This window comes from Micromonospora sp. WMMA1998, from assembly GCF_027497375.1.
GTDB classification, from domain to species: Bacteria; Actinomycetota; Actinomycetes; order Mycobacteriales; family Micromonosporaceae; genus Micromonospora; species Micromonospora sediminicola.
In genome coordinates this window covers 5,839,913-5,857,513 of record NZ_CP114911.1, presented here as the reverse complement: position 1 = coordinate 5,857,513, position 17,601 = coordinate 5,839,913, and the positions used below count along the sequence as shown (strand labels likewise).

At 74.2% G+C, this 17,601-nt stretch carries 14 protein-coding genes; 5 read left to right on the top strand and 9 right to left on the bottom strand.

What is annotated here, in order from left to right; translation table 11 throughout:
* Positions 1 to 47: 47 nt before the first annotated feature.
* From hemQ to hemE, 3 genes are read right to left on the bottom strand one after another with little or no spacing between them, the layout of a single operon-like run.
* Positions 48 to 749: a hydrogen peroxide-dependent heme synthase gene (gene hemQ, locus O7600_RS27240; protein WP_174531047.1), complete on the bottom strand. Its 702-nt coding sequence runs from the start codon at positions 747 to 749 to the stop codon at positions 48 to 50.
* Entirely contained in the window at positions 746 to 2,152 is a 1,407-nt protein-coding gene (gene hemG / locus O7600_RS27235; RefSeq protein WP_281591254.1) for a protoporphyrinogen oxidase, read from the bottom strand. The genes hemQ and hemG overlap by 4 nt, the downstream gene beginning before the upstream one ends.
* An 8-nt stretch (positions 2,153 to 2,160) precedes the next feature.
* The gene (gene hemE, locus O7600_RS27230) at positions 2,161 to 3,252 is read right to left on the bottom strand and encodes a uroporphyrinogen decarboxylase (protein ID WP_281591253.1); all 1,092 of its coding nucleotides are present in this window, start codon (positions 3,250 to 3,252) and stop codon (positions 2,161 to 2,163) included.
* 173 nt (positions 3,253 to 3,425) lie between these two features.
* Here hemE and O7600_RS27225 point away from each other — a divergent pair, with 173 nt between their 5' ends.
* Positions 3,426 to 3,992: a DUF3000 domain-containing protein gene (locus O7600_RS27225; RefSeq protein ID WP_091579455.1), complete on the top strand. Its 567-nt coding sequence runs from the start codon at positions 3,426 to 3,428 to the stop codon at positions 3,990 to 3,992.
* Between the two features lie 78 nt (positions 3,993 to 4,070).
* Here the strand turns inward: O7600_RS27225 and O7600_RS27220 are convergent, their stop codons facing one another.
* Both O7600_RS27220 and O7600_RS27215 read right to left on the bottom strand, forming a co-directional pair.
* A complete protein-coding gene (locus tag O7600_RS27220) occupies positions 4,071 to 4,874 on the bottom strand; it encodes a hypothetical protein (protein ID WP_281591252.1) in 804 nt (267 codons plus the stop codon).
* 52 nt (positions 4,875 to 4,926) lie between these two features.
* A complete protein-coding gene (locus O7600_RS27215; RefSeq protein ID WP_281591251.1) occupies positions 4,927 to 6,360 on the bottom strand; it encodes a trypsin-like peptidase domain-containing protein in 1,434 nt (477 codons plus the stop codon).
* Positions 6,361 to 6,594: 234 nt separating this feature from the next.
* Between O7600_RS27215 and O7600_RS27210 the strand changes: the two genes are divergently transcribed.
* The 4 genes from O7600_RS27210 (at position 6,595) to O7600_RS27195 (ending at position 12,256) form a co-directional block, all read left to right on the top strand.
* Positions 6,595 to 7,917, top strand: a complete 1,323-nt coding sequence (locus O7600_RS27210) for a ribonuclease D (protein ID WP_281591250.1) — start codon at positions 6,595 to 6,597, stop codon at positions 7,915 to 7,917.
* 118 nt (positions 7,918 to 8,035) lie between these two features.
* A complete protein-coding gene (locus O7600_RS27205; RefSeq protein WP_281591249.1) occupies positions 8,036 to 9,229 on the top strand; it encodes a thiolase family protein in 1,194 nt (397 codons plus the stop codon).
* Positions 9,226 to 11,283: a 3-hydroxyacyl-CoA dehydrogenase NAD-binding domain-containing protein gene (locus tag O7600_RS27200; protein ID WP_281591248.1), complete on the top strand. Its 2,058-nt coding sequence runs from the start codon at positions 9,226 to 9,228 to the stop codon at positions 11,281 to 11,283. The genes O7600_RS27205 and O7600_RS27200 overlap by 4 nt, the downstream gene beginning before the upstream one ends.
* A 184-nt stretch (positions 11,284 to 11,467) precedes the next feature.
* The gene (locus O7600_RS27195) at positions 11,468 to 12,256 is read left to right on the top strand and encodes a hypothetical protein (RefSeq protein WP_281591247.1); all 789 of its coding nucleotides are present in this window, start codon (positions 11,468 to 11,470) and stop codon (positions 12,254 to 12,256) included.
* 55 nt (positions 12,257 to 12,311) lie between these two features.
* Here O7600_RS27195 and O7600_RS27190 read toward each other — a convergent pair whose 3' ends face one another.
* The 4 genes from O7600_RS27190 to O7600_RS27175 all read right to left on the bottom strand — a co-directional run bounded on the left by O7600_RS27190 (position 12,312) and on the right by O7600_RS27175 (position 17,498).
* Positions 12,312 to 12,698, bottom strand: coding sequence for a VOC family protein (locus O7600_RS27190; protein WP_281591246.1), 387 nt, complete (start codon positions 12,696 to 12,698; stop codon positions 12,312 to 12,314).
* Positions 12,699 to 12,925: 227 nt separating this feature from the next.
* A complete protein-coding gene (locus O7600_RS27185; RefSeq protein WP_281591245.1) occupies positions 12,926 to 15,466 on the bottom strand; it encodes a malectin domain-containing carbohydrate-binding protein in 2,541 nt (846 codons plus the stop codon).
* Between the two features lie 207 nt (positions 15,467 to 15,673).
* A complete protein-coding gene (locus O7600_RS27180; protein ID WP_281591244.1) occupies positions 15,674 to 16,831 on the bottom strand; it encodes a HAMP domain-containing sensor histidine kinase in 1,158 nt (385 codons plus the stop codon).
* Between the two features lies 1 nt (position 16,832).
* Positions 16,833 to 17,498 carry a response regulator transcription factor gene (locus O7600_RS27175; protein ID WP_099161975.1) on the bottom strand — a complete coding sequence of 222 codons (666 nt, stop codon included), beginning with the start codon at positions 17,496 to 17,498 and terminating at the stop codon, positions 16,833 to 16,835.
* Between the last annotated feature and the right edge of the window lie 103 nt (positions 17,499 to 17,601).

The following is a 17,601-nucleotide window of genomic DNA, read 5'->3' as shown; positions in this document are numbered from 1 at the left end:
AAGGGGGCCCCTCCTCTACCGGAGGCGTTAAAAGGGGGCCCTTCCTTTCACACCAGGCAGGTGACGATGTCGGCGATCGGGCGGCGCCGGCCGGTGTAGAACGGGATCTCCTCGCGGACGTGCCGGCGCGCCCCGGAGGCCCGCAGGTCGCGCATCAGGTCCACGATCCGGTGCAGTTCGTCGGCCTCGAACGCGAGCATCCACTCGTAGTCGCCGAGCGCGAACGACGCGACCGTGTTGGCCCGCACGTCCGGGTAGCCCCGGGCCATCTTGCCGTGCTCGGCCAGCAGCTCGCGCCGCTCGGCGTCGGGCAGCAGGTACCACTCGTAGGAGCGGACGAACGGGTAGACACAGAGATAGGCGCGCGCCTGCTCGTCGGCCAGAAACGCCGGGATGTGGCTCTTGTTGAACTCGGCCGGGCGGTGCAGCGCCATCTGCGACCAGACCGGGGTGAGCGCCCGGCCCAGCGTGGTCCGGCGGAACCGCAGGTACGCGTCCTGCAACGCGTCGCTGGACGACGAGTGCCACCAGATCATCAGGTCCGCGTCGGCGCGGAGGCCGGCCACGTCGTAGGTGCCCCGGATCGTCACGTCCTTGCCGGCCAGCTCCGCGAAGAGCGACTCGACCTCGTCGACGACGTTCTCCCGCAGCGAGGGCAGCGGGCTGGTCGCCCGGTACACCGACCACATGGTGTAGCGGATGGTCTCGTTGAGCTCCCGCAGCCGCGCCGCGTTGGTCTGCTCGGTCATGCTGCCGATCCTCCCAGTGCCGTGATGATCTCTTCGGCCGCCGTCTCGCCGGAGCGGACGCAGACCGGGATGCCGACGCCGTCGTAGCCGGCGCCGGCCACCGCCAGCGTCGGGTGGGCGGCGCGCAGCGCCGTCCGGACCGCCGCCACCCGGTCGGCGTGCCCCGGGGTGTACTGCGGCAGCGCCCCGCCCCACCGCTGCACGTGCCGGGCCACCGGGGTGGGCAGCGGCGCGCCCAGCACCGCCGACAGCTCCCGGTGCACGGTCGCGGCCAGGTCGTCGTCGGGGAGCTGGAGCGACGTCTCGTCGCCGTAGCGGCCCACCGAGGCGCGCACCAGCGCCAGCCCGTCCGGCCGGCGCAGGTGTCCCCACTTGGTGGTGAAGAACGTGGACGCCTTGATCAGCAGGCCCTCGGCGGCCGGCACCAGGAAGCCGGACAGCTCCGGCAGGTCCGGGCCGGGCAGCGCCAGGGTGACCAGGGCGACGCTGGCGTAGTCCAACGCGCCGACGGTGTCCGCCTCCGTGGGCGCCGCGCCGGCGAGCAGCCGGGCGGCCGGTCGGGCCGGCACCGCGAGCAGCACCGCGTCGGAGTCCACCTGCTCGGCGTCCCGGGTCGGCCCGACGGTGATCCGCCAGCCGGTCGGGGTGCGGCGCAGCTCGCGTACCGCCGCGTCCCGGCGGATCGTCGCCCCGCTGGCCCGCGCCGCGGCCTCGACCAGCGTGCTCAGCCCGCCGGCGAGGGTGCCGAAGACGGGGGCGCCGGGGGCGCGCGGCGCGGCGGCCTGCGCCGCCCGTACGGCACCGACGAGCGTGTGCTCGGCGCGGGCCGCGCGGGCCAGCGCCGGCATGGTGGTGACCAGGGAGAGGTCGTCGGCCCGGCCGGCGTAGACGCCGCCGAGCATCGGGTCGACCAGCCGGTCCACCACCGCGTCGCCGAGCCGCTCACGGACCAGCGCCCCGACCGCGACGTCCTCGTCCGGCGCCAGCAGCGGGCGGCCCGCGTCGCGGTCGGCGTCCGCCGGCCGCGCCACCGCCGCCACCTTCTCCAGATCCCCGGGTACGCCGACCAGCGTGCCGCCCGGCACCGGGCGCAGTCCGCCGTCGACCAGCAGGGCGGCCTGCCCGACGGTCGGGTGCACGATCGAGGCGTCCAACCCGAGCCGGCGGGCCAGGGTCACCGCCGCCGACTCGCCGCCGGCCGGGTCCCGCATCAGGAACGATTCGGCCCCGAACTCGACCGGGCCGCCGGCCAGCTCACCGGTGCGCAGCTTGCCGCCGAGGCGGCCGGACTGCTCGTACACGGTGATCTCGGTGCCGGCGGGCGCGCGGTCGCGCAACCGGACGGCGGCGGCCAGCCCGGTGATCCCGCCACCGACGATCGCCACCCGCCACGGTCGCGCCACGGCTCCTCCTAGCGGGCCGGTCGCGCGGACAGCTCGTGCACCAGCGCGACCACCCGGGTCAGCACGTCGGGGTCGGTCTCCGGCAGGACGCCGTGGCCGAGGTTGAACACGTGGCCGGGGGCGGCCCGCCCCTGCTCGACGATGCGCCGCACCTCGGCCTCCACCACCGGCCACGGGGCGAGCAGCACGGTCGGGTCGAGGTTGCCCTGCACCGCCTTGTCCGGCCCGATCCGGCGGGTGGCCACGTCCAGCGGCGTACGCCAGTCCACGCCGACCACGTCGGCGCCGGCCTCGCCCATCGCGCCGAGCAGCTCGCCGGTGCCCACCCCGAAGTGGATCCGGGGCACCCCGGCGTGCTCCAGCCCGCCCAGCACGTACGTCGAGTGCGGCAGCACGAAGCGGCGGTAGTCGGCCTCGGAGAGCGCGCCGGCCCAGGAGTCGAAGAGCTGCACCGCGGAGACGCCGGCGTCGATCTGGACCCGCAGGAACGACAGCGTCACCTCGGCCAGCCGGGCGCAGAGCGCGTGCCACAGCTCCGGATCGCCGTACATCAGCGCCTTGGTCTTCGCGTGGGTCCGCGACGGCCCACCCTCGACCAGGTAGCTGGCCAGCGTGAACGGCGCGCCGGCGAAGCCGATCAGCGGGGTGTCGCCCAGCTCGGCGACGAGTTGCCGCACCGCCTCGTCCACGTAGGACACCTCGTCGCGGCCGATCGGGGAGATCCGCTCGACATCGGCCGCGGTCCGCACCGGCTCGGCCACCACCGGGCCGGTGCCGGGCACGATGTCCAGGTCGATCCCGGCCGCCGCCACCGGCACCACGATGTCGCTGAACAGGATCGCCGCGTCCACCCCGTGCCGGCGGACCGGCTGGAGCGTGATCTCGGTGACCAGTTCGGGCCGGCGGCACGACTCCAGCATCGGCACGCTGGCCCGGATCTCCCGGTACTCCGGCAACGACCGGCCGGCCTGGCGCATGAACCAGACCGGGGTGTGCGGGCCCGGCTCGCGCCGGCAGGCGCGCACGAAGGGCGAGTCGGCCGGCCCGCCGCGGCGGGGTTCTCCGTCTCGGGCGGCAGTGCCCGTGGTGTCGGTGGTCATCGCGGCAATCGTGCCACGCGCCCCGGCGGCGCCCACGCTCACCGTCCGCATTTGTGACGTAGAAGGAAGGGCCCCCGCTTAACGCCTGCGGTAGAGGAAGGGCCCCTTCTTAACCGTCGATCACCCGGCGCGCCGTCACGCGCGGCACGGCGGGGGCGGCATAGGCTGCCCGCATGGCCCCCCCGATCGCGCTCCCGGAAACGTTCGCTCGCGCGGTCGCGGGGCTGCGGTCGGCGACACCCCGCCCGGAGATCGTGCTGGAGGAGGTCGGGGCCCCGCAGCGCCTGGCCCCGTACGCGTTCGCCCTCTCCGCCGCGGTGCTGCGCGACGACGACGAGGTGGCCACCGGGCGGCTGATCCTGCTGCACGACCCGGCCGGGCACGAGGCCTGGCAGGGCACGCTGCGGCTGGTCACCTACGTCACCGCCGAGCTGGAGGTCGACCTGGCCAGCGACCCGCTGCTGCCGAGCGTGGGCTGGACCTGGCTGACCGACGCGCTGGACGCGCAGGGCGCCGGGCACCGGGCGATCGGCGGCACGGTCACGCAGACGCTCTCCACCCGGTTCGGCGAGCTGGCCGGGCCGCCCGCCGCCGGCGACATCGAGATCCGTGCCTCCTGGACGCCGCTGCGCGCCGACCTGGCCCCGCACCTGCTCGGCTGGTGCACCCTGCTGGCCTCCACCGCCGGCCTGCCGCCGCCCGGCGTCACGGCGCTGCCCCGCCGCGCCGGTGCCGCCTGACCCGCAAACCACGAGGTCGACGGCGGTCCCGGAGATCCAGAACGCCGCCCACCTCGTGGTCGATCGGGTGAAGCGCGGTCAGAGGTAGTTCTCGGCCTCGTCGCAGACCTTGTCGAGGCCCTTGTTGGCCGCCTCGAAGCCGGCCTTGTCGCCGCGGGACGCCGCCGTGATCGCGGTGGTCAGCTTGTCCAGGCAGTTGGCGATGACCTTCTTCTGCCGGGCCTGCTCGTCCCGGTCGTTCTTGGTGCCGGTGAGGTCCTGCTCGGTGTCGGCGAGCCGCTCCTGCACCGTCTTCAGCTCACCCCTGAGCTTCTCGATCTCCTGCGAGTTGGCCGCGATCGTGCCGTCGCGCTGGCTGACCTGCCGCTCGGCCTTGTCCAGCTTGCCGTTGGTGGTGACGTAGAGGCCGGTCATCACGCCGCCGAGGACCAGGAGCAGGCCGGCGACGATCCCCAGGATCAGCGCCGTCCGTCCCCGGCCCCCGCCGGCCGGCGCGCCCGCCGGCGGACCGAACCCGGTCGGGGTGTACGGCGGCACGGCGCCGGGCGGCCCGGACATCGGCTGCGGGCCGTACCCGGGTCCGGAGACCGGCGGGGCCGACATCGGCGGGTAACCCGGACCGGAGACCGGCGGCGCGGACATCGGCTGCGGCCCGTACCCGGGTCCGGAGACCGGCGGCGCCGACATCGGCTGGCCGGGGGCCGGGACCGGGGCGGCGCCCGGCGCGTACTGGCCCGGCACGGGCGGCTGCTGTCGGGTCGGGTCGGGCTGGGCCGGCCCGTACGACGGGGGCGTGGCCTGGCCCCCGTACGGGTTGCCGTAGACCGTGCCGCCCGGCGGCGGGGGCGGGTTGTCCCCCGCTCCGATCGGTGGCTGGGACATGTCGTTCCTCCAGATGTGCTGAGCCCCCCGTGGGGCGACCCGGACCGATCGGTCAGCAGAGCTTGAACCGGTCGCAGGCGGTCTTGATCGGCACCGCCAGACCGATGCCCTCGGCGTCGCGGGCCTTGGCCGTGGCGATGCCCACGACCTCCTTGGAGCCGTTGATCACCGGGCCACCGGAGTTGCCGGGGTTGATCGGCGCGTCGAACTGGATCACCGGGCCGGAGCCTCCCTCGTCCTTGCGGAACGCGCTCACCACGCCGGTGGTGACGCTGTCCTGCAGACCGAGCGGCGCGCCGACCACGACGATCTGCTGGCCGGACTTGACCGGCGTCCGCGCCGCGACCAGGCCGCTGAACTTCGCGGTGGTCCGCAGCTGCGCCAGGTCCTTCTCCTTGTCCGTGGCGACGATGGTCGCCTCGAACCGCTGGTCGGTGCGCTCCAGGAACACCTTGCGCTCGCCGGCGGTGAAGACGGCCTCCACCACGTGGAAGTTGGTGAGCAGCGTGGTGCCGCCGCCGGCCGGCGCCTTGCCGACCGCAAACGCGGTGCCGGTGAACTGCCCGGCCCGGACCCGGAACACGCTGGGCAGCACCGCGCTCGCCACCGCCTCCGGGTTGAAGGCGGCGCCGGCCTGCTTCTCCAGGCTTCCGGCGCGCTGCTCCAGCCCGTCCAGCCGGCGGGCGTCGGCCCCCTGCGCCTCGGCCGTCCGCCGGTCGGCGGCGGCGAGCCGGTCGTCGAGCCGGTGGATCTGGTACGCCTGCACGCCGGTGACCACGGCCAGCACGCCGGCCAGGACCAGCGCCACCACCGGCAGCCGGCCGCGCCGGCCGGACCGGTCCGGGTGCGCGACGGGCGGCACGCCGAACCCACCGGGCGCCTGACCCGGGTACGCCGCATACCCCGGCCCCGACGCCGACTGCCCCGAATACGCCGGCCCGGAGGCGGGCTGGCCCGGGTACGCCGGTCCCGAGGTCGGCTGCGCCGGATAGGCCGAACCCGACCCCGACTGCCCCGGATACACCGGGCCCGAGGTCGGCTGCCCCGGGTAGGAGGACCAGGAGGCCGGCTGGGCCGACGAGGAGGGCCCCGGGCTCGGCTGCGCCGGGTAGGACGCGCCGGCGGTCGGGTGGGGCGCGGCCGGGGTCGGTTGGACCGGCACGACGGACGCCCCCGCGCGGGCCGACGGGTGGGCCGTACCCGGGAGGTCGGGTCGGCCGGGATACGTCCCGCCGGCGGGCCGGTGACCGGCGTCGTACCCGGGCTGGCCCGCCGGGTCCGGGTAGGTGGCGCCGGACGCCGGCCGGTATCCGGCGGCCGCGTCCCGGGCCGGATCGGGGCCGGCGGTCGCGGGGGGCGGGGCCGGATGTCCGGGGAACGGGGTCGCCGCGCCGGGCGGGGCCATCCGCGGGGGCAGCGGCCCCGGCCGGTCGGCGGTGCCGTCACCGTCCCGCCCCGGCTCGCCGGTTCCGTACCCGCCTGCCATGATCGTCCGTCCTCCCCGTCGGCTCCGCCGACGACCGCCGACCGCCCGTCCGGCGGCCATGCGCCGCTCACGGCCCGATGGACCGTACCGGCGGGAACGGGGTTTGTCTCCCCCGTTGTCCGACCCTCTCACGTGCGCGCAAGGCGGCCCCTTCCGGACACCTGACGGACATCCCGCCGACACGCGCCCGACCGGCTGCGCACGCCGGATCGTCCGGCCTACTAGGGTTGTCAGGTGACCGACGAACCACCCCTGCGCCGTCGGGCCGCCGAAAGCCGTACGGGAGAGGTGTCCCCACATCCGTCGTCGGCCGTGCCGGAGCCGGCGGACGCGGGGACCGAGACCGACGCGGGCGCAGCCGTCCCGCTGACCGCCCCGCGTGAGGGCACGCCCGCCCCGGTGGCCACCCCGGCCGAGCTCGACGAGGTCGTGGCCCGCTTCGCGGCCGGCACCGGCCCGGTGGCCCTGGACGCCGAACGCGCCTCCGGATACCGCTACAGCCAGCGGGCCTACCTGGTGCAGTTGCGCCGCGAGGGGGCCGGCACCGCGCTGGTCGACCCACTGCCGCTGCCCGACCTGTCCGCGCTCGACGCGGCCATCGCCGAGGCCGAGTGGGTGCTGCACGCGGCCAGTCAGGACCTCGCCTGCCTGGCCGAGGTGGGGCTGCGCCCGCGCCGGCTGTTCGACACGGAACTGGCCGCCCGGCTGGCCGGGTTCGAGCGGGTCGGCCTGGCCGCGCTGACCGAACAGCTACTCGGCTTCAGCCTGGAGAAGCACCACTCCGCCGCGGACTGGTCCAGCCGGCCGCTGCCGGAGTCCTGGTTGACGTACGCGGCGTTGGACGTGGAGCTGCTGGTCGACCTGCGCGACGCGCTCGACGAGGAGCTGGACCGACAGGGCAAGTCCGGCTGGGCGGCGGAGGAGTTCGCCGCGCTGGTGCGGGGCGGCGCCCGCCCGGCCCGGGTCCGCGCCGAACCGTGGCGCCGCACGTCGGGCATCCACCGGGTCCGCGGCGCCCGCGCCCAGGCGCGGGTGCGGTCCCTCTGGTACGCCCGGGACCAGATCGCCGCCCGGCGGGACGCCGCCCCGGGCCGGGTGCTTCCGGACTCGGCCATCGTGGCCGCCGCCGAACTGGACCCGAAGGACGAGAAGACGCTGCTGACGCTCCCCGGCTTCGGCGGCCGGTCGGTGCGCCGGCTGGCGCGCACCTGGTTGGCGGCGTTGGACGACGCACGCCAGCTGCCGGACGACGCACTGCCGGTGAGCCCGGCGGTCGAGGGCCCGCCCCCGCCGCACCGGTGGGCGGAGCGCGACCCGGTCGCGGCGGGCCGGCTGGCCCGCTGCCGGGAGGTGGTGGTCGGCACCGCGTCGACGCATCGGCTGCCGGCGGAGAACCTGGTCGCGCCCGACTCGATCCGCCGGTTGGCGTGGCAGCCGCCGGAGGAGATCACCGACGCGACGGTGGCGGAGACGCTGCGGACGTTCGGCGCCCGGGAGTGGCAGCTCGGCCTGCTTCTGCCCGCGCTGACCGAGGCGCTGCGCGTCCCGTCGTCCTGACGTTCATCCCCCGTGTGGCCCGGCCTGGTGTGGGACGGGCCACACGGGGGGTGGTGACGCGCTTGGTTACTGGCGAGTAGCATCCGGGGAAATGCCAGTGCCGGTCAGGAGGCTCCAAGTGCCCCGTGAAGTTCGGGATGTCGTCTTCGTCGACGGCGTCCGTACCCCGTTCGGCAAGGCGGGTGGGATGTACACCAACACCCGCGCCGACGACCTGGTGATCCGATGCATCCGTGAGCTGATGCGCCGCAACCCGCAGCTGCCGCCGGAGAAGGTCGAGGAGGTGGCCATCGCCGCCACCACCCAGATCGGCGACCAGGGCCTGACCATCGGCCGCACCGCCGCCCTGCTGTCCGGCCTGCCCAAGACCGTGCCCGGCTTCGCCATCGACCGCATGTGCGCCGGCGCGATGACCGCCGTCACCACGGTGGCCGGCGGCATCGCCATGGGCGCCTACGACGTGGCCATCGCCGGCGGCGTCGAGCACATGGGCCGCCACCCGATGGGCGAGGGCGTCGACCCCAACCCGCGGATCGTCGCGGAGAAGCTGGTCGACCCGTCCGCCCTGGTGATGGGCTCCACCGCGGAGAACCTGCACGACCGGGTCCCGCACATCACCAAGGAGCGCACCGACGCGTTCGCGCTCGCCTCCCAGCAGAAGACCGCCAAGGCGTACGCCAACGGCAAGCTCCAGGGCGACCTGGTGCCGGTGGCCGTGCGCGACGCCGAGGGCGGCTGGGGCCTGGCCACCGTGGACGAGGCGCCCCGGGACACCTCGATGGAGAAGCTGGCCGGTCTGAAGACCCCGTTCCGGCCGCACGGCAAGGTCACCGCGGGCAACGCGGCCGGCCTGAACGACGGCGCGACCGCCGCGCTGCTGGTCGCCGAGGAGACCGCCCGCGAGCTGGGCCTGCCGATCGGCATGCGGCTGGTGTCGTACGGCTTCGTCGGCGTGGAGCCGGAGGTGATGGGCGTCGGCCCGATCCCCTCCACCGAGAAGGCGCTGCGCATCGCCGGCCTGAGCATCGACGACATCGGCCTGTTCGAGCTGAACGAGGCGTTCGCGGTGCAGGTGCTCGCGTTCCTCGACCACTTCGGCATCGCCGACGACGACCCGCGGGTCAACCCGTGGGGCGGCGCGATCGCCATCGGTCACCCGCTGGCGTCCTCCGGCGTCCGGCTGATGACCCAGCTCGCCCGGCAGTTCGCCGAGCACCCCGAGGTCCGCTACGGCGTCACCGCCATGTGCATCGGCATCGGCATGGGCGGCACCGTGATCTGGGAGAACCCGAACTGGGAGGGCGACAAGTGAAGGCACCGAACGAGGTCGTCACCAAGGCGCTGCTGCGCGCGGTGAACGTACCGGGACTGGACCGGCCCGCCGCCCTGATCACCCTGGACAACGGGTTCGACCACACCAAGCCGAACAGCTTCGGCCCGGGCGGCCTGACCAGCCTGGACGAGGCGATCACCGCCGCGCTCGCGGCGGAGCCGTCGTTCATCGCGGTCACCGGCAAGCCGTACATCTTCTGTGTCGGCGCGGACATCACCAGCCTCCCCCAGCTGGCGGACCGCGAGCAGGCGCTGGAGGTCGGCCGGCTCGGCCACCGGGTCTTCGCCCGGCTCAAGGACAGCGCCGTGCCCACCTTCGCGTTCGTCAACGGCGCGGCCATGGGCGGTGGCCTGGAGCTGGCGCTGCACTGCCACTACCGGACGCTGTCCGCGGGCGCGGCGGCCCTGGCGCTGCCCGAGGTCTCGCTCGGCCTGGTGCCCGGCTGGGGCGGCACCCAGCTGCTGCCGAACCTGATCGGCATCCCGGCCGCCACGCAGGTGATCCTGCAGAACCCGCTGATGCAGAACAAGATGCTCAAGCCGAAGCAGGCCGCCGAGATGGGCATCGCGGACGTGCTGCTGGAGCCGGCCGACTTCCTGGAGCGGTCCCTGGAGTGGGCCGCCGGCGTGGTCCGCGGCGAGGTCACGGTCACCCGGCCCGAGGTCGACAAGGACATGTGGGCGGGCGTGCTCTACTTCGCCCGGCAGACCCTCGATGCGCGGCTGCACGGCGCGGTCCCGGCCGCGTACAAGGCGCTGGACCTGTTGGAGACCGCGAAGGACGCCGACTTCGCCACCGGCACCGCCGCCGAGGACGAGGCCCTCGCGGACCTGGTCTTCTCCGAGGAGCTGCGCAGCGGCCTGTACGCCTTCGACCTGGTGCAGCGGCGGGCCAAGCGCCCGGCCGGCGCGCCGGACAAGGGCCTGGCCCGGCCGGTCACCAAGGTGGGCATCGTCGGCGCCGGCCTGATGGCCAGCCAGCTCGCGCTGCTGTTCGCCCGGCGGCTCCAGGTGCCGGTCGTGCTGACCGACCTGGACCAGTCCCGGGTGGACAAGGGCGTCGGCTACGTGCACACCCAGATCGAGAAGGCCGTGAGCAAGGGCCGGATGGACAAGGGCACCGCGGCCAAGCTCTACGGCCTGGTCAGCGGCTCGGTCGACAAGTCCGTGTTCGCCGACGCCGACTTCGTCATCGAGGCCGTGTTCGAGGACCTGGGCGTCAAGAAGCAGGTCTGGGCCGAGCTGGAGAAGATCGTCAAGCCGGAGGCGGTGCTCGCCACCAACACCAGCTCGCTGTCCATCACCGAGATGGCGGCCGAGCTGGAGCACCCGGAGCGGGTCGTCGGCTTCCACTTCTTCAACCCGGTCGCGGTGCTGCCGCTGCTGGAGATCGTCCGCGGCGAGCGGACCGACGACGCCACCCTCGCGACCGCGTTCGCGGTCGGCAAGCAGCTCAAGAAGTCGTCGGTGCTGGTCAAGGACGCCCCGGCGTTCGTGGTCAACCGGCTGCTGACCCGCTTCCTCGGCACCGTGTTCGCCGCCGTCGACGCCGGCACCCCGCTGGACGTGGCGAACAGCGCGCTGGACCCGCTGGGCCTGCCGATGCGTCCGCTGGCGCTGCTCCAGCTGGTCGGCCCGGCCGTCGCCTACCACGTGGGCGGCACGCTGCACGAGGCGTTCCCGGACCGGTTCGCGGTCAGCGAGAACCTCAAGCGGATCGCCGACTCGGGCCAGCCGATCGTGGTCGACGACCAGATCAACGACGAGGTCGCGAAGCTGCTCGTGGTCGGCGACCAGCCGCTCACCGCCGAGCAGGTCCGGCAGAACGCGCTCGACGCGCTCGCGCAGGAGATCCGGCTCATGCTCGACGAGGGCGTCGTCGCCGAGGCGCAGGACATCGACCTGTGCATGATCCTCGGCGCCGGCTGGCCGTTCCACCTGGGCGGCGTCACGCCGTACCTGGACCGGACCGGCACCTCCGAGCGGGTGACCGGCAAGCGGTTCCTGCCGCGCGGCGCGGCCAGCCTGCGCTGACCGACCGGGACATCGATCGCGGTGGTCGGGCCGCCCCTCGGGGCGGCTCCGGCCACCGCGATCGGCGTTGCGGGCCCGGTCACGGCTGGGTTCCGGTTTCGTCACACCGGCCTTGGGCGGACAGCGGCACGTCGGTGGTCATGGCTACCATCACGCGTCCAGAATCTTCACAGGAGCTGCCTTCATGTCCCAGCCGCCGTCCAATCCCTACCCCGGCAACTACCCCCCTCCCCCGCAGCAGCCCGGCGGCTACCAGCCGCCGCAGCAGCAGTACGGCGGCGGCTACCCGCCGGCTCCGCAGCAGCAGCCGCAGTACGGCGGTGACTACCCGCAGGTCCCGCAGCAGCCGCAGTACGGCGGCGACCAGCTCGGCGCCCCGGTGCCGCCGAAGAAGAAGTCCGGGGTCGGCAAGATCCTGCTGATCGTCCTCGCCGTCGTCCTGGTGCTCTGCGTCGGTGGCGGCGTCGCCTTCTGGCTCGCCGCGGGCGACGACGTCAAGGACGTCGTCACCGCCACCAAGACCCGGGTCGTCGAGCCGACGACGCTCGGCGGCCGGCCGAAGGTGAGCCAGCCCGAGCTGCAGAGCGCCGCGCTGCAGATGAAGTCCGAGTTCAGCAAGGACGTGCCGAACGCGACCAGCACGGCCGGCGCGTTCTACGGCGACCCGGCCAAGAAGGACCTGGTCATGATCGCCGGCGTCTCCGGCGTCATCGCCGACCCGAAGAAGGAGATGGCGGACGCCATCACGGCGATCACCCCCGAGCTGGGCGCCAAGGAGTTCAAGACGGTCGACGCCGGCCCGCTGGGCGGCGACGCCAAGTGCGGCGACGGCAAGACCGAGGGCATCCCGGTCGGCGTCTGCATCTGGGTCGACAAGGGCAGCCTGGGCATGGTGGTGATCTACTTCAAGTCCGCCGCCGAGCTCCAGTCGGAGTTCGTCTCGCTGCGCGGCGAGATCGAGAAGCAGGACTGACACCGCTCGCACACCGGGCCCCCGCCGACGGCGGGGGCCCGGTGCCGTTTCCGGGTCAGGACGACGCGGCCCGCTCCGCCGGGCTGCGGCAGACGCAGAACTCGTTGCCCTCGGGATCGGCGAGCACGACCCAGCCGGTGCCGTCAGGTCGGCGGCGGTCGGCGACCACTGTGGCGCCGAGGTCGCGCAGCCGTACGACCTCCTCGTCCCGGGTGCCCTCGGCCGCGTGCAGGTCGAGGTGGAACGCGCCCTTGCCGTGGCGCTCCTCGGCCCGGACGAAGAGCAGGTCGGTGCCGTGCCCGTCGGGCGCCACGAGGACCGCCTCCGGGTCACCGGGGTGGTCGTCGTCGTGCAGCTCGCGGTCGAGCACGCGGCCCCACCAGCTGGCCAGCGCGTACGGGTCGTCGGATTCGACGGTCATGCAGTGCATCCGTGCGCTCACGGTGCATCCTCCAATGGGGAGTGCGCCCCGCCGGAGTGCGAGGTCAGCGGGGAACGCGGGGCGCGGGACGGTTCGGAACGGACATCACCACACCCCCTTCCACACTCGGCTGACGTCATGATCCTTCCACCCTCCACCGCCCCCTGACAAGGAAGGGCCCCTTGTTAACACCCGGGTGTTAACAAGGGGCCCTTCCTCTGCCTGAGGCGTTAAAAGGGGGCCCTTCCTTACGGGCCGACGAAGACCGCCTTCGCCCGCCAGTCGACGCCGTCGACCGCCGGACCGCTGCGCACCGTGAACGTCGCGGTCGGCGCGCCGTTCGCCCAGTCGGTGGCCGACAGGTCGCCGGTGTTGCGGTTGACCTTGTAGAGCGTGCCGCCCGAGACGAAGACCCCGCCGGCGTCGACGAGGCCGCCCGACCCGGCCACCGTGAACCGGTCCGCGCCGACCACGCCGCTGTCCGGGGTGAACCAGCGCCAGAACAGGCCGCTCTGCCCGGCGAGCGTGTAGTAGAGCCGCCCGTCGAGATGGAACATCCCGGTCACGTTGGGGATCTCCGCGTAGAAGCCGGTGGTCACCCCGACGTACGTCTGCCCGGCCGGGCCGGAGTCGGTCTCCACCGTGTCCCAGTAGGCGTCGTGGTAGGGGTCGACCAGCGCCGGCGCGCCGAACGTGGTCCCGTCGAACGTGCGTCGCCAGAGCGCGCCGTTCAGGCCGTAGAAGAGCGTGCCGCCGACCCAGAACGCACCCTTGACGGTGGACCAGGCGGTGGCGTCCGGGTTCGCCACCGGCGTCGCCGCACCGACGGTGGTGGCGCCGTCGTACGGCCGGGCCTGGACCTCGTCGCCGGTGCCGGCCGGCGGCGCCCCGGTCTTGACGATCTCGACGCCGTCGACCAGCGGGTTCTCCACCACGTGCCGGAACTCCAGGTCCACCGTGCCGTCGCTGACCACGGTGAACTCCCGCATGGTGCCGACGTTGTGCCCGACGCTCGCGGACAGGTCCAGGTCGTCGAGGACGGTGGCGCCCTCCAGCGCCACGTCGAACACACGCTTGCCGGCGGTGCCGGTGCCGTCGTAGCGGTTGGCCAGGTAGAGCCGTACCTGGACCTCGGTCCCGGCGGGCACCGGGAACTGCCAGGTCATCTCCGGGGCGGCGGCCGGGTCGTACCGCTCGTCGCTGTAGAGCGCGGCCGGGGTGCCGGCCGGCACCGTCGCGTCGAGCGTGCCGACCGGCGCGAAGCCGGCGGTGGCGCTGCCGCTGTTGTGGTACGGGCTCGGGTTGCCGCCGTCGTCGGCCGCCCAGTCCGGTCCACCGTCGGTGGCGGCGACCGCGGGGCCGCCGGCGTTGACCCGGTAGAGCACGTTCGTCAGCTTCGGCACGCCGGCCTGGTAGACCCGGCCCGGCAGGGTCGCCGAGGTGGTCGGGTGCGGGGCCGCGCCGCCGGCCAGCGGGAAGAACGCGATCCGCTCCCGCCGGTACTGGAAGTTGCCAATCCACGACGTGTCCCCGCCGACCCAGAGCCCGGTCGGGGTCACCAGCATCTCGGTGGCCCCGACGCCGCGCGGGTGCCGGCCCGGGTTCCAGGACAGCGGCAGGCCGGTACGCGGGTCCAGCGCGGCGATGCTGGCCCGGCCGACCGCGCCGGCCCGGGCGTTGTCGGCGCCGGTGCTGTTGTTCAGCCAGCGGAAGTGCCCGCCGACGTAGACCGCCTGTTCGCTGACGCCGACCGACAGGAACGTGTCGCCGCCGGTGTAGTCCACCCAGGTCGGTTGCTGGTCCGGGCCGGTCGCGGCCGCCTCCCACCGCGCCGCGGCGTCACAGAGCGTGCCGCCGAACGGCGAGCCGGTGGTGACCACCACGAAGTAGCTGCTGTCCGGGGCGAACGCGATGTCACGCATGTACGAGTCGAACGCCTGCCACTTGCAGCGCGGCGTGTACCGGCTGGTGTTCCAGTCGGCCACGGTGGCGGCGGTGGCGCCCAGGTCCAGCTTGACGATCTGGTCGTGCAGCACCCCGTCGGCCTTCTTGAAATTGCCGATCACCACGAGCGTCGTGCCGTCCGGGGAGACCGCCAGCTTCTCCGGGCCGACCCCGGCGTTGGACCCGCTGACCCCGTCGTAGTTGTGGTGCTCGGTCAGCGCGGTGGTGAGGTAGCCGTCGAGCGCGCCGGTGGTGGCGTTGAGCGAGGCCAGGCCGCCGCGCGGGTTGCTGTTGCCGGCCGTGGTGAAGATGCCGCCGACGAGCAGCCGGTCGCCGACCAGGGCGATGTCGTTGACCAACCCGTTGAACGCCGGGCCGGTGAAGCTGGTGACCAGCGCGCCGGTGGCCACGTCGAGCAGGGCCACCTTGCGCCGGGTGACGCCGTTGACGGTGTTGAACTTGCCGGCGACGTAGACCGTGCCGGCGGTCGGGCCGGCGACGACCGCGTACACCTCGTTGTCGACCACGGGTACGAACGCGGTGTCCACGGCGCCGGTGGCCTTGTCGAAGGCGAGCAGGTAGTTGCGGGTGATGTCGACGTCGGACCCGCGGTTCTGCACCCGGATGAACGAGCCGGCCGCGATGATCTTCGTGCCGGCGTCGTGGATCGCGTCGACGCTGCCGTCCACGATGTCCGGCGAGGCGGTGGAGGGGACGGCCTTGACCACGGTGGTGTGGTCGGGCGCGGCGTTCGCGGGGGCGGCGGGGGCCAGGCCGGCGGCGGTGAGCGCGACCGCGGCGAGGGCCGCGAGGGCCCGGCGGCGCGGGGCGGAGGGGTGGGTCACTGGCAGCTCCGTGAGGTGAGCGGGGTGAGGCGTGTCGCTCCGCTCACCCTGGGCCACCGCTCAGCCGTCGTCCAGCGCCGGGCAAGCTTTCTGACCGACCACCGCGTCGCCACGGCCGAGCACCCGTCGCGGGCGGGCGGGACAGCCGGGCCGGGCCGCACGAAAAGGTGGGGACCCGTGGCCGGCCGGGCGGCGCGGGATCGGCGGTCAGGTGGCCGCGGGCGGGTCGGCCGACGGAAGTGTGACCGTCACCTCCAGGCCGCCGCCGGGCTGGGCGACCGCCTTCACCGTGCCGCCGTGCGCGTCGCAGACGGCCCGCACGATGGACAGGCCGAGGCCGGAGCCACGGGCGCCGGTGCGTTCCTGGCCGCCCCGCCGGAACGGCTCGAACAGCCCGGGCACCTCGGCCGGGGCGACCTCGAAGCCGGTGTTCCCCACCACCAGCCAGGACCGCTGCCCGTCGGTGCCGGTGCGGACCCACATCCGACCGTGCAGGTGGTTGTAGCGGACCGCGTTCTCCACCAGGTTCCCGGCCAGCCGGTCGAGCAGCCCCGGGTCGCCGACCACCGGCGCCGGCCGCAGCGAGGTCTGCACCCGCAGGCCGATCCGCTCGACCTCGCGGGCGACCGCGGAGAGCGCGTTGGCGGCGCCCACGGCGAGGTCGGTCTCCGCGCGCCGGGCCAGCCGCCGGCCGGTCTGCGCCTCGCTGCGGGCCAGCACCAGCAGCGCGTCGACCAGGCCGTTGGCCCGTTCCGACGCCTCCCGCACCACGCCGGCCATCCGCCGGTACTCGGCCAGGTCGGCGTCGTCGTCGCTGAGCGTCACGTCGATCTCGGTACGCATCACCGCGAGCGGTGTGCGCAGCTCGTGCGAGGCGTTCGCGACGAACCGCTTCTGCGCCTCGAACGCGGCGGTGATCCGGTCCAGCATCGCGTCGAACGTCTCGGCCAGCTCGGCCACCTCGTCGTCCGCGCCGGACCAGCCGATCCGCTCGTCCAGCGTGGTCTCGCCGAGCCGGCGGGCGGTGGCCGTGACCTGGTGCAGCGGGCGCAGCGCGCGCCCGGCCACCAGGTACGCCCCGGCCACCCCGACCACGCCGACGGCCAGCAGCGCCAGCAGCCCCTTGACCAGCAGTTCCTGGGAGGCGGCGTCGACCAGTTGCCGCTGCCACTGCCCGGCGTTGAGGGTGCGGCCGTCGGTGAGCACCACGGTGGTGCCGGGCAGCAGCTCGTCGGTGGGACGCAACGCGTCCCGGACCAGCAGCCAGGCCAGCAGGACCAGGATCGCCCCGGCGCCGACCAGCAGCACGCCGTTGAGCAGGGTCAGTCGCAGCCGCAGCGTGGGTCGCACCCGCCGCGTACCCATGTCAGGAGACCCCGCCGACGCGGTAGCCGGCGCCGACCACGGTGTCGATCAGCGGCGGGTCGCCGAGCTTCTTGCGCAGGGTCATCACGGTGACCCGGACGATGGTGGTGAACGGGTCGGTGTTGGCGTCCCAGACCCGTTCCAGCAGTTCCTCGCTGGACACCACCGCCCCGCGCGCCTTGAGCAGCTCGGCGAGCACGCCGAACTCCTTGTTGGTGAGCTCCAGCGGCACCCCGCCGCGGCTCACCACCCGGCGGGCCGGGTCGAGTTCCAGGTCGGCGACGGCCAGCACCGGGGGCGCGGCCGGGGTGGCGCGCCGGCCCAGCGCCTGCACCCGGGCCACCAGCTCGTCGAAGGCGAACGGCTTGGCCAGGTAGTCGTCGGCGCCGAGCTGCAACCCCTCGACCCGGTCGGCGACGGTCCCGCTGGCGGTGAGCATGAGCACCCGGGTCAGCGCGCCGGAGGCGGCCAGGTCCGCGCAGATCCGGTCGCCGTGCACGCCGGGCAGGTCGCGGTCCAGGATCACCACGTCGTAGCGGGTCACGAACGCCGCCTCGTGCCCGGCGTTGCCGTCGTAGGCGACGTCCACCGCCATCCCGCGCTTGCGCAGCCCGCGCGCGATCGCGTCGGCGAGGTTCCGCTCGTCCTCGACCACCAGTACCCGCATCCCGGCCTCCCGCCTCGTGACCTCCCACAACCTACTGGCGGGGACCAAACGGCCGGCACGCGCCGCCGTTGCAGAAAACCTTCGGGTACGCGATGCTCCCCGA

What these genes read in the sequence shown, in the direction of transcription:
- hemQ (WP_174531047.1), bottom strand. Translation starts at nt 749, where the DNA reads ATGACCGAGCAGACCAACGCGGCGCGGCTGCGGGAGCTCAACGAGACC.
- O7600_RS27180 (WP_281591244.1), bottom strand. Translation starts at nt 16,831, where the DNA reads ATGGGTACGCGGCGGGTGCGACCCACGCTGCGGCTGCGACTGACCCTG.
- O7600_RS27215 (WP_281591251.1), bottom strand. Translation starts at nt 6,360, where the DNA reads ATGGCAGGCGGGTACGGAACCGGCGAGCCGGGGCGGGACGGTGACGGC.
- O7600_RS27225 (WP_091579455.1), top strand. Translation starts at nt 3,426, where the DNA reads ATGGCCCCCCCGATCGCGCTCCCGGAAACGTTCGCTCGCGCGGTCGCG.
- hemE (WP_281591253.1), bottom strand. Translation starts at nt 3,252, where the DNA reads ATGACCACCGACACCACGGGCACTGCCGCCCGAGACGGAGAACCCCGC.
- O7600_RS27220 (WP_281591252.1), bottom strand. Translation starts at nt 4,874, where the DNA reads ATGTCCCAGCCACCGATCGGAGCGGGGGACAACCCGCCCCCGCCGCCG.
- O7600_RS27175 (WP_099161975.1), bottom strand. Translation starts at nt 17,498, where the DNA reads ATGCGGGTACTGGTGGTCGAGGACGAGCGGAACCTCGCCGACGCGATC.
- O7600_RS27195 (WP_281591247.1), top strand. Translation starts at nt 11,468, where the DNA reads ATGTCCCAGCCGCCGTCCAATCCCTACCCCGGCAACTACCCCCCTCCC.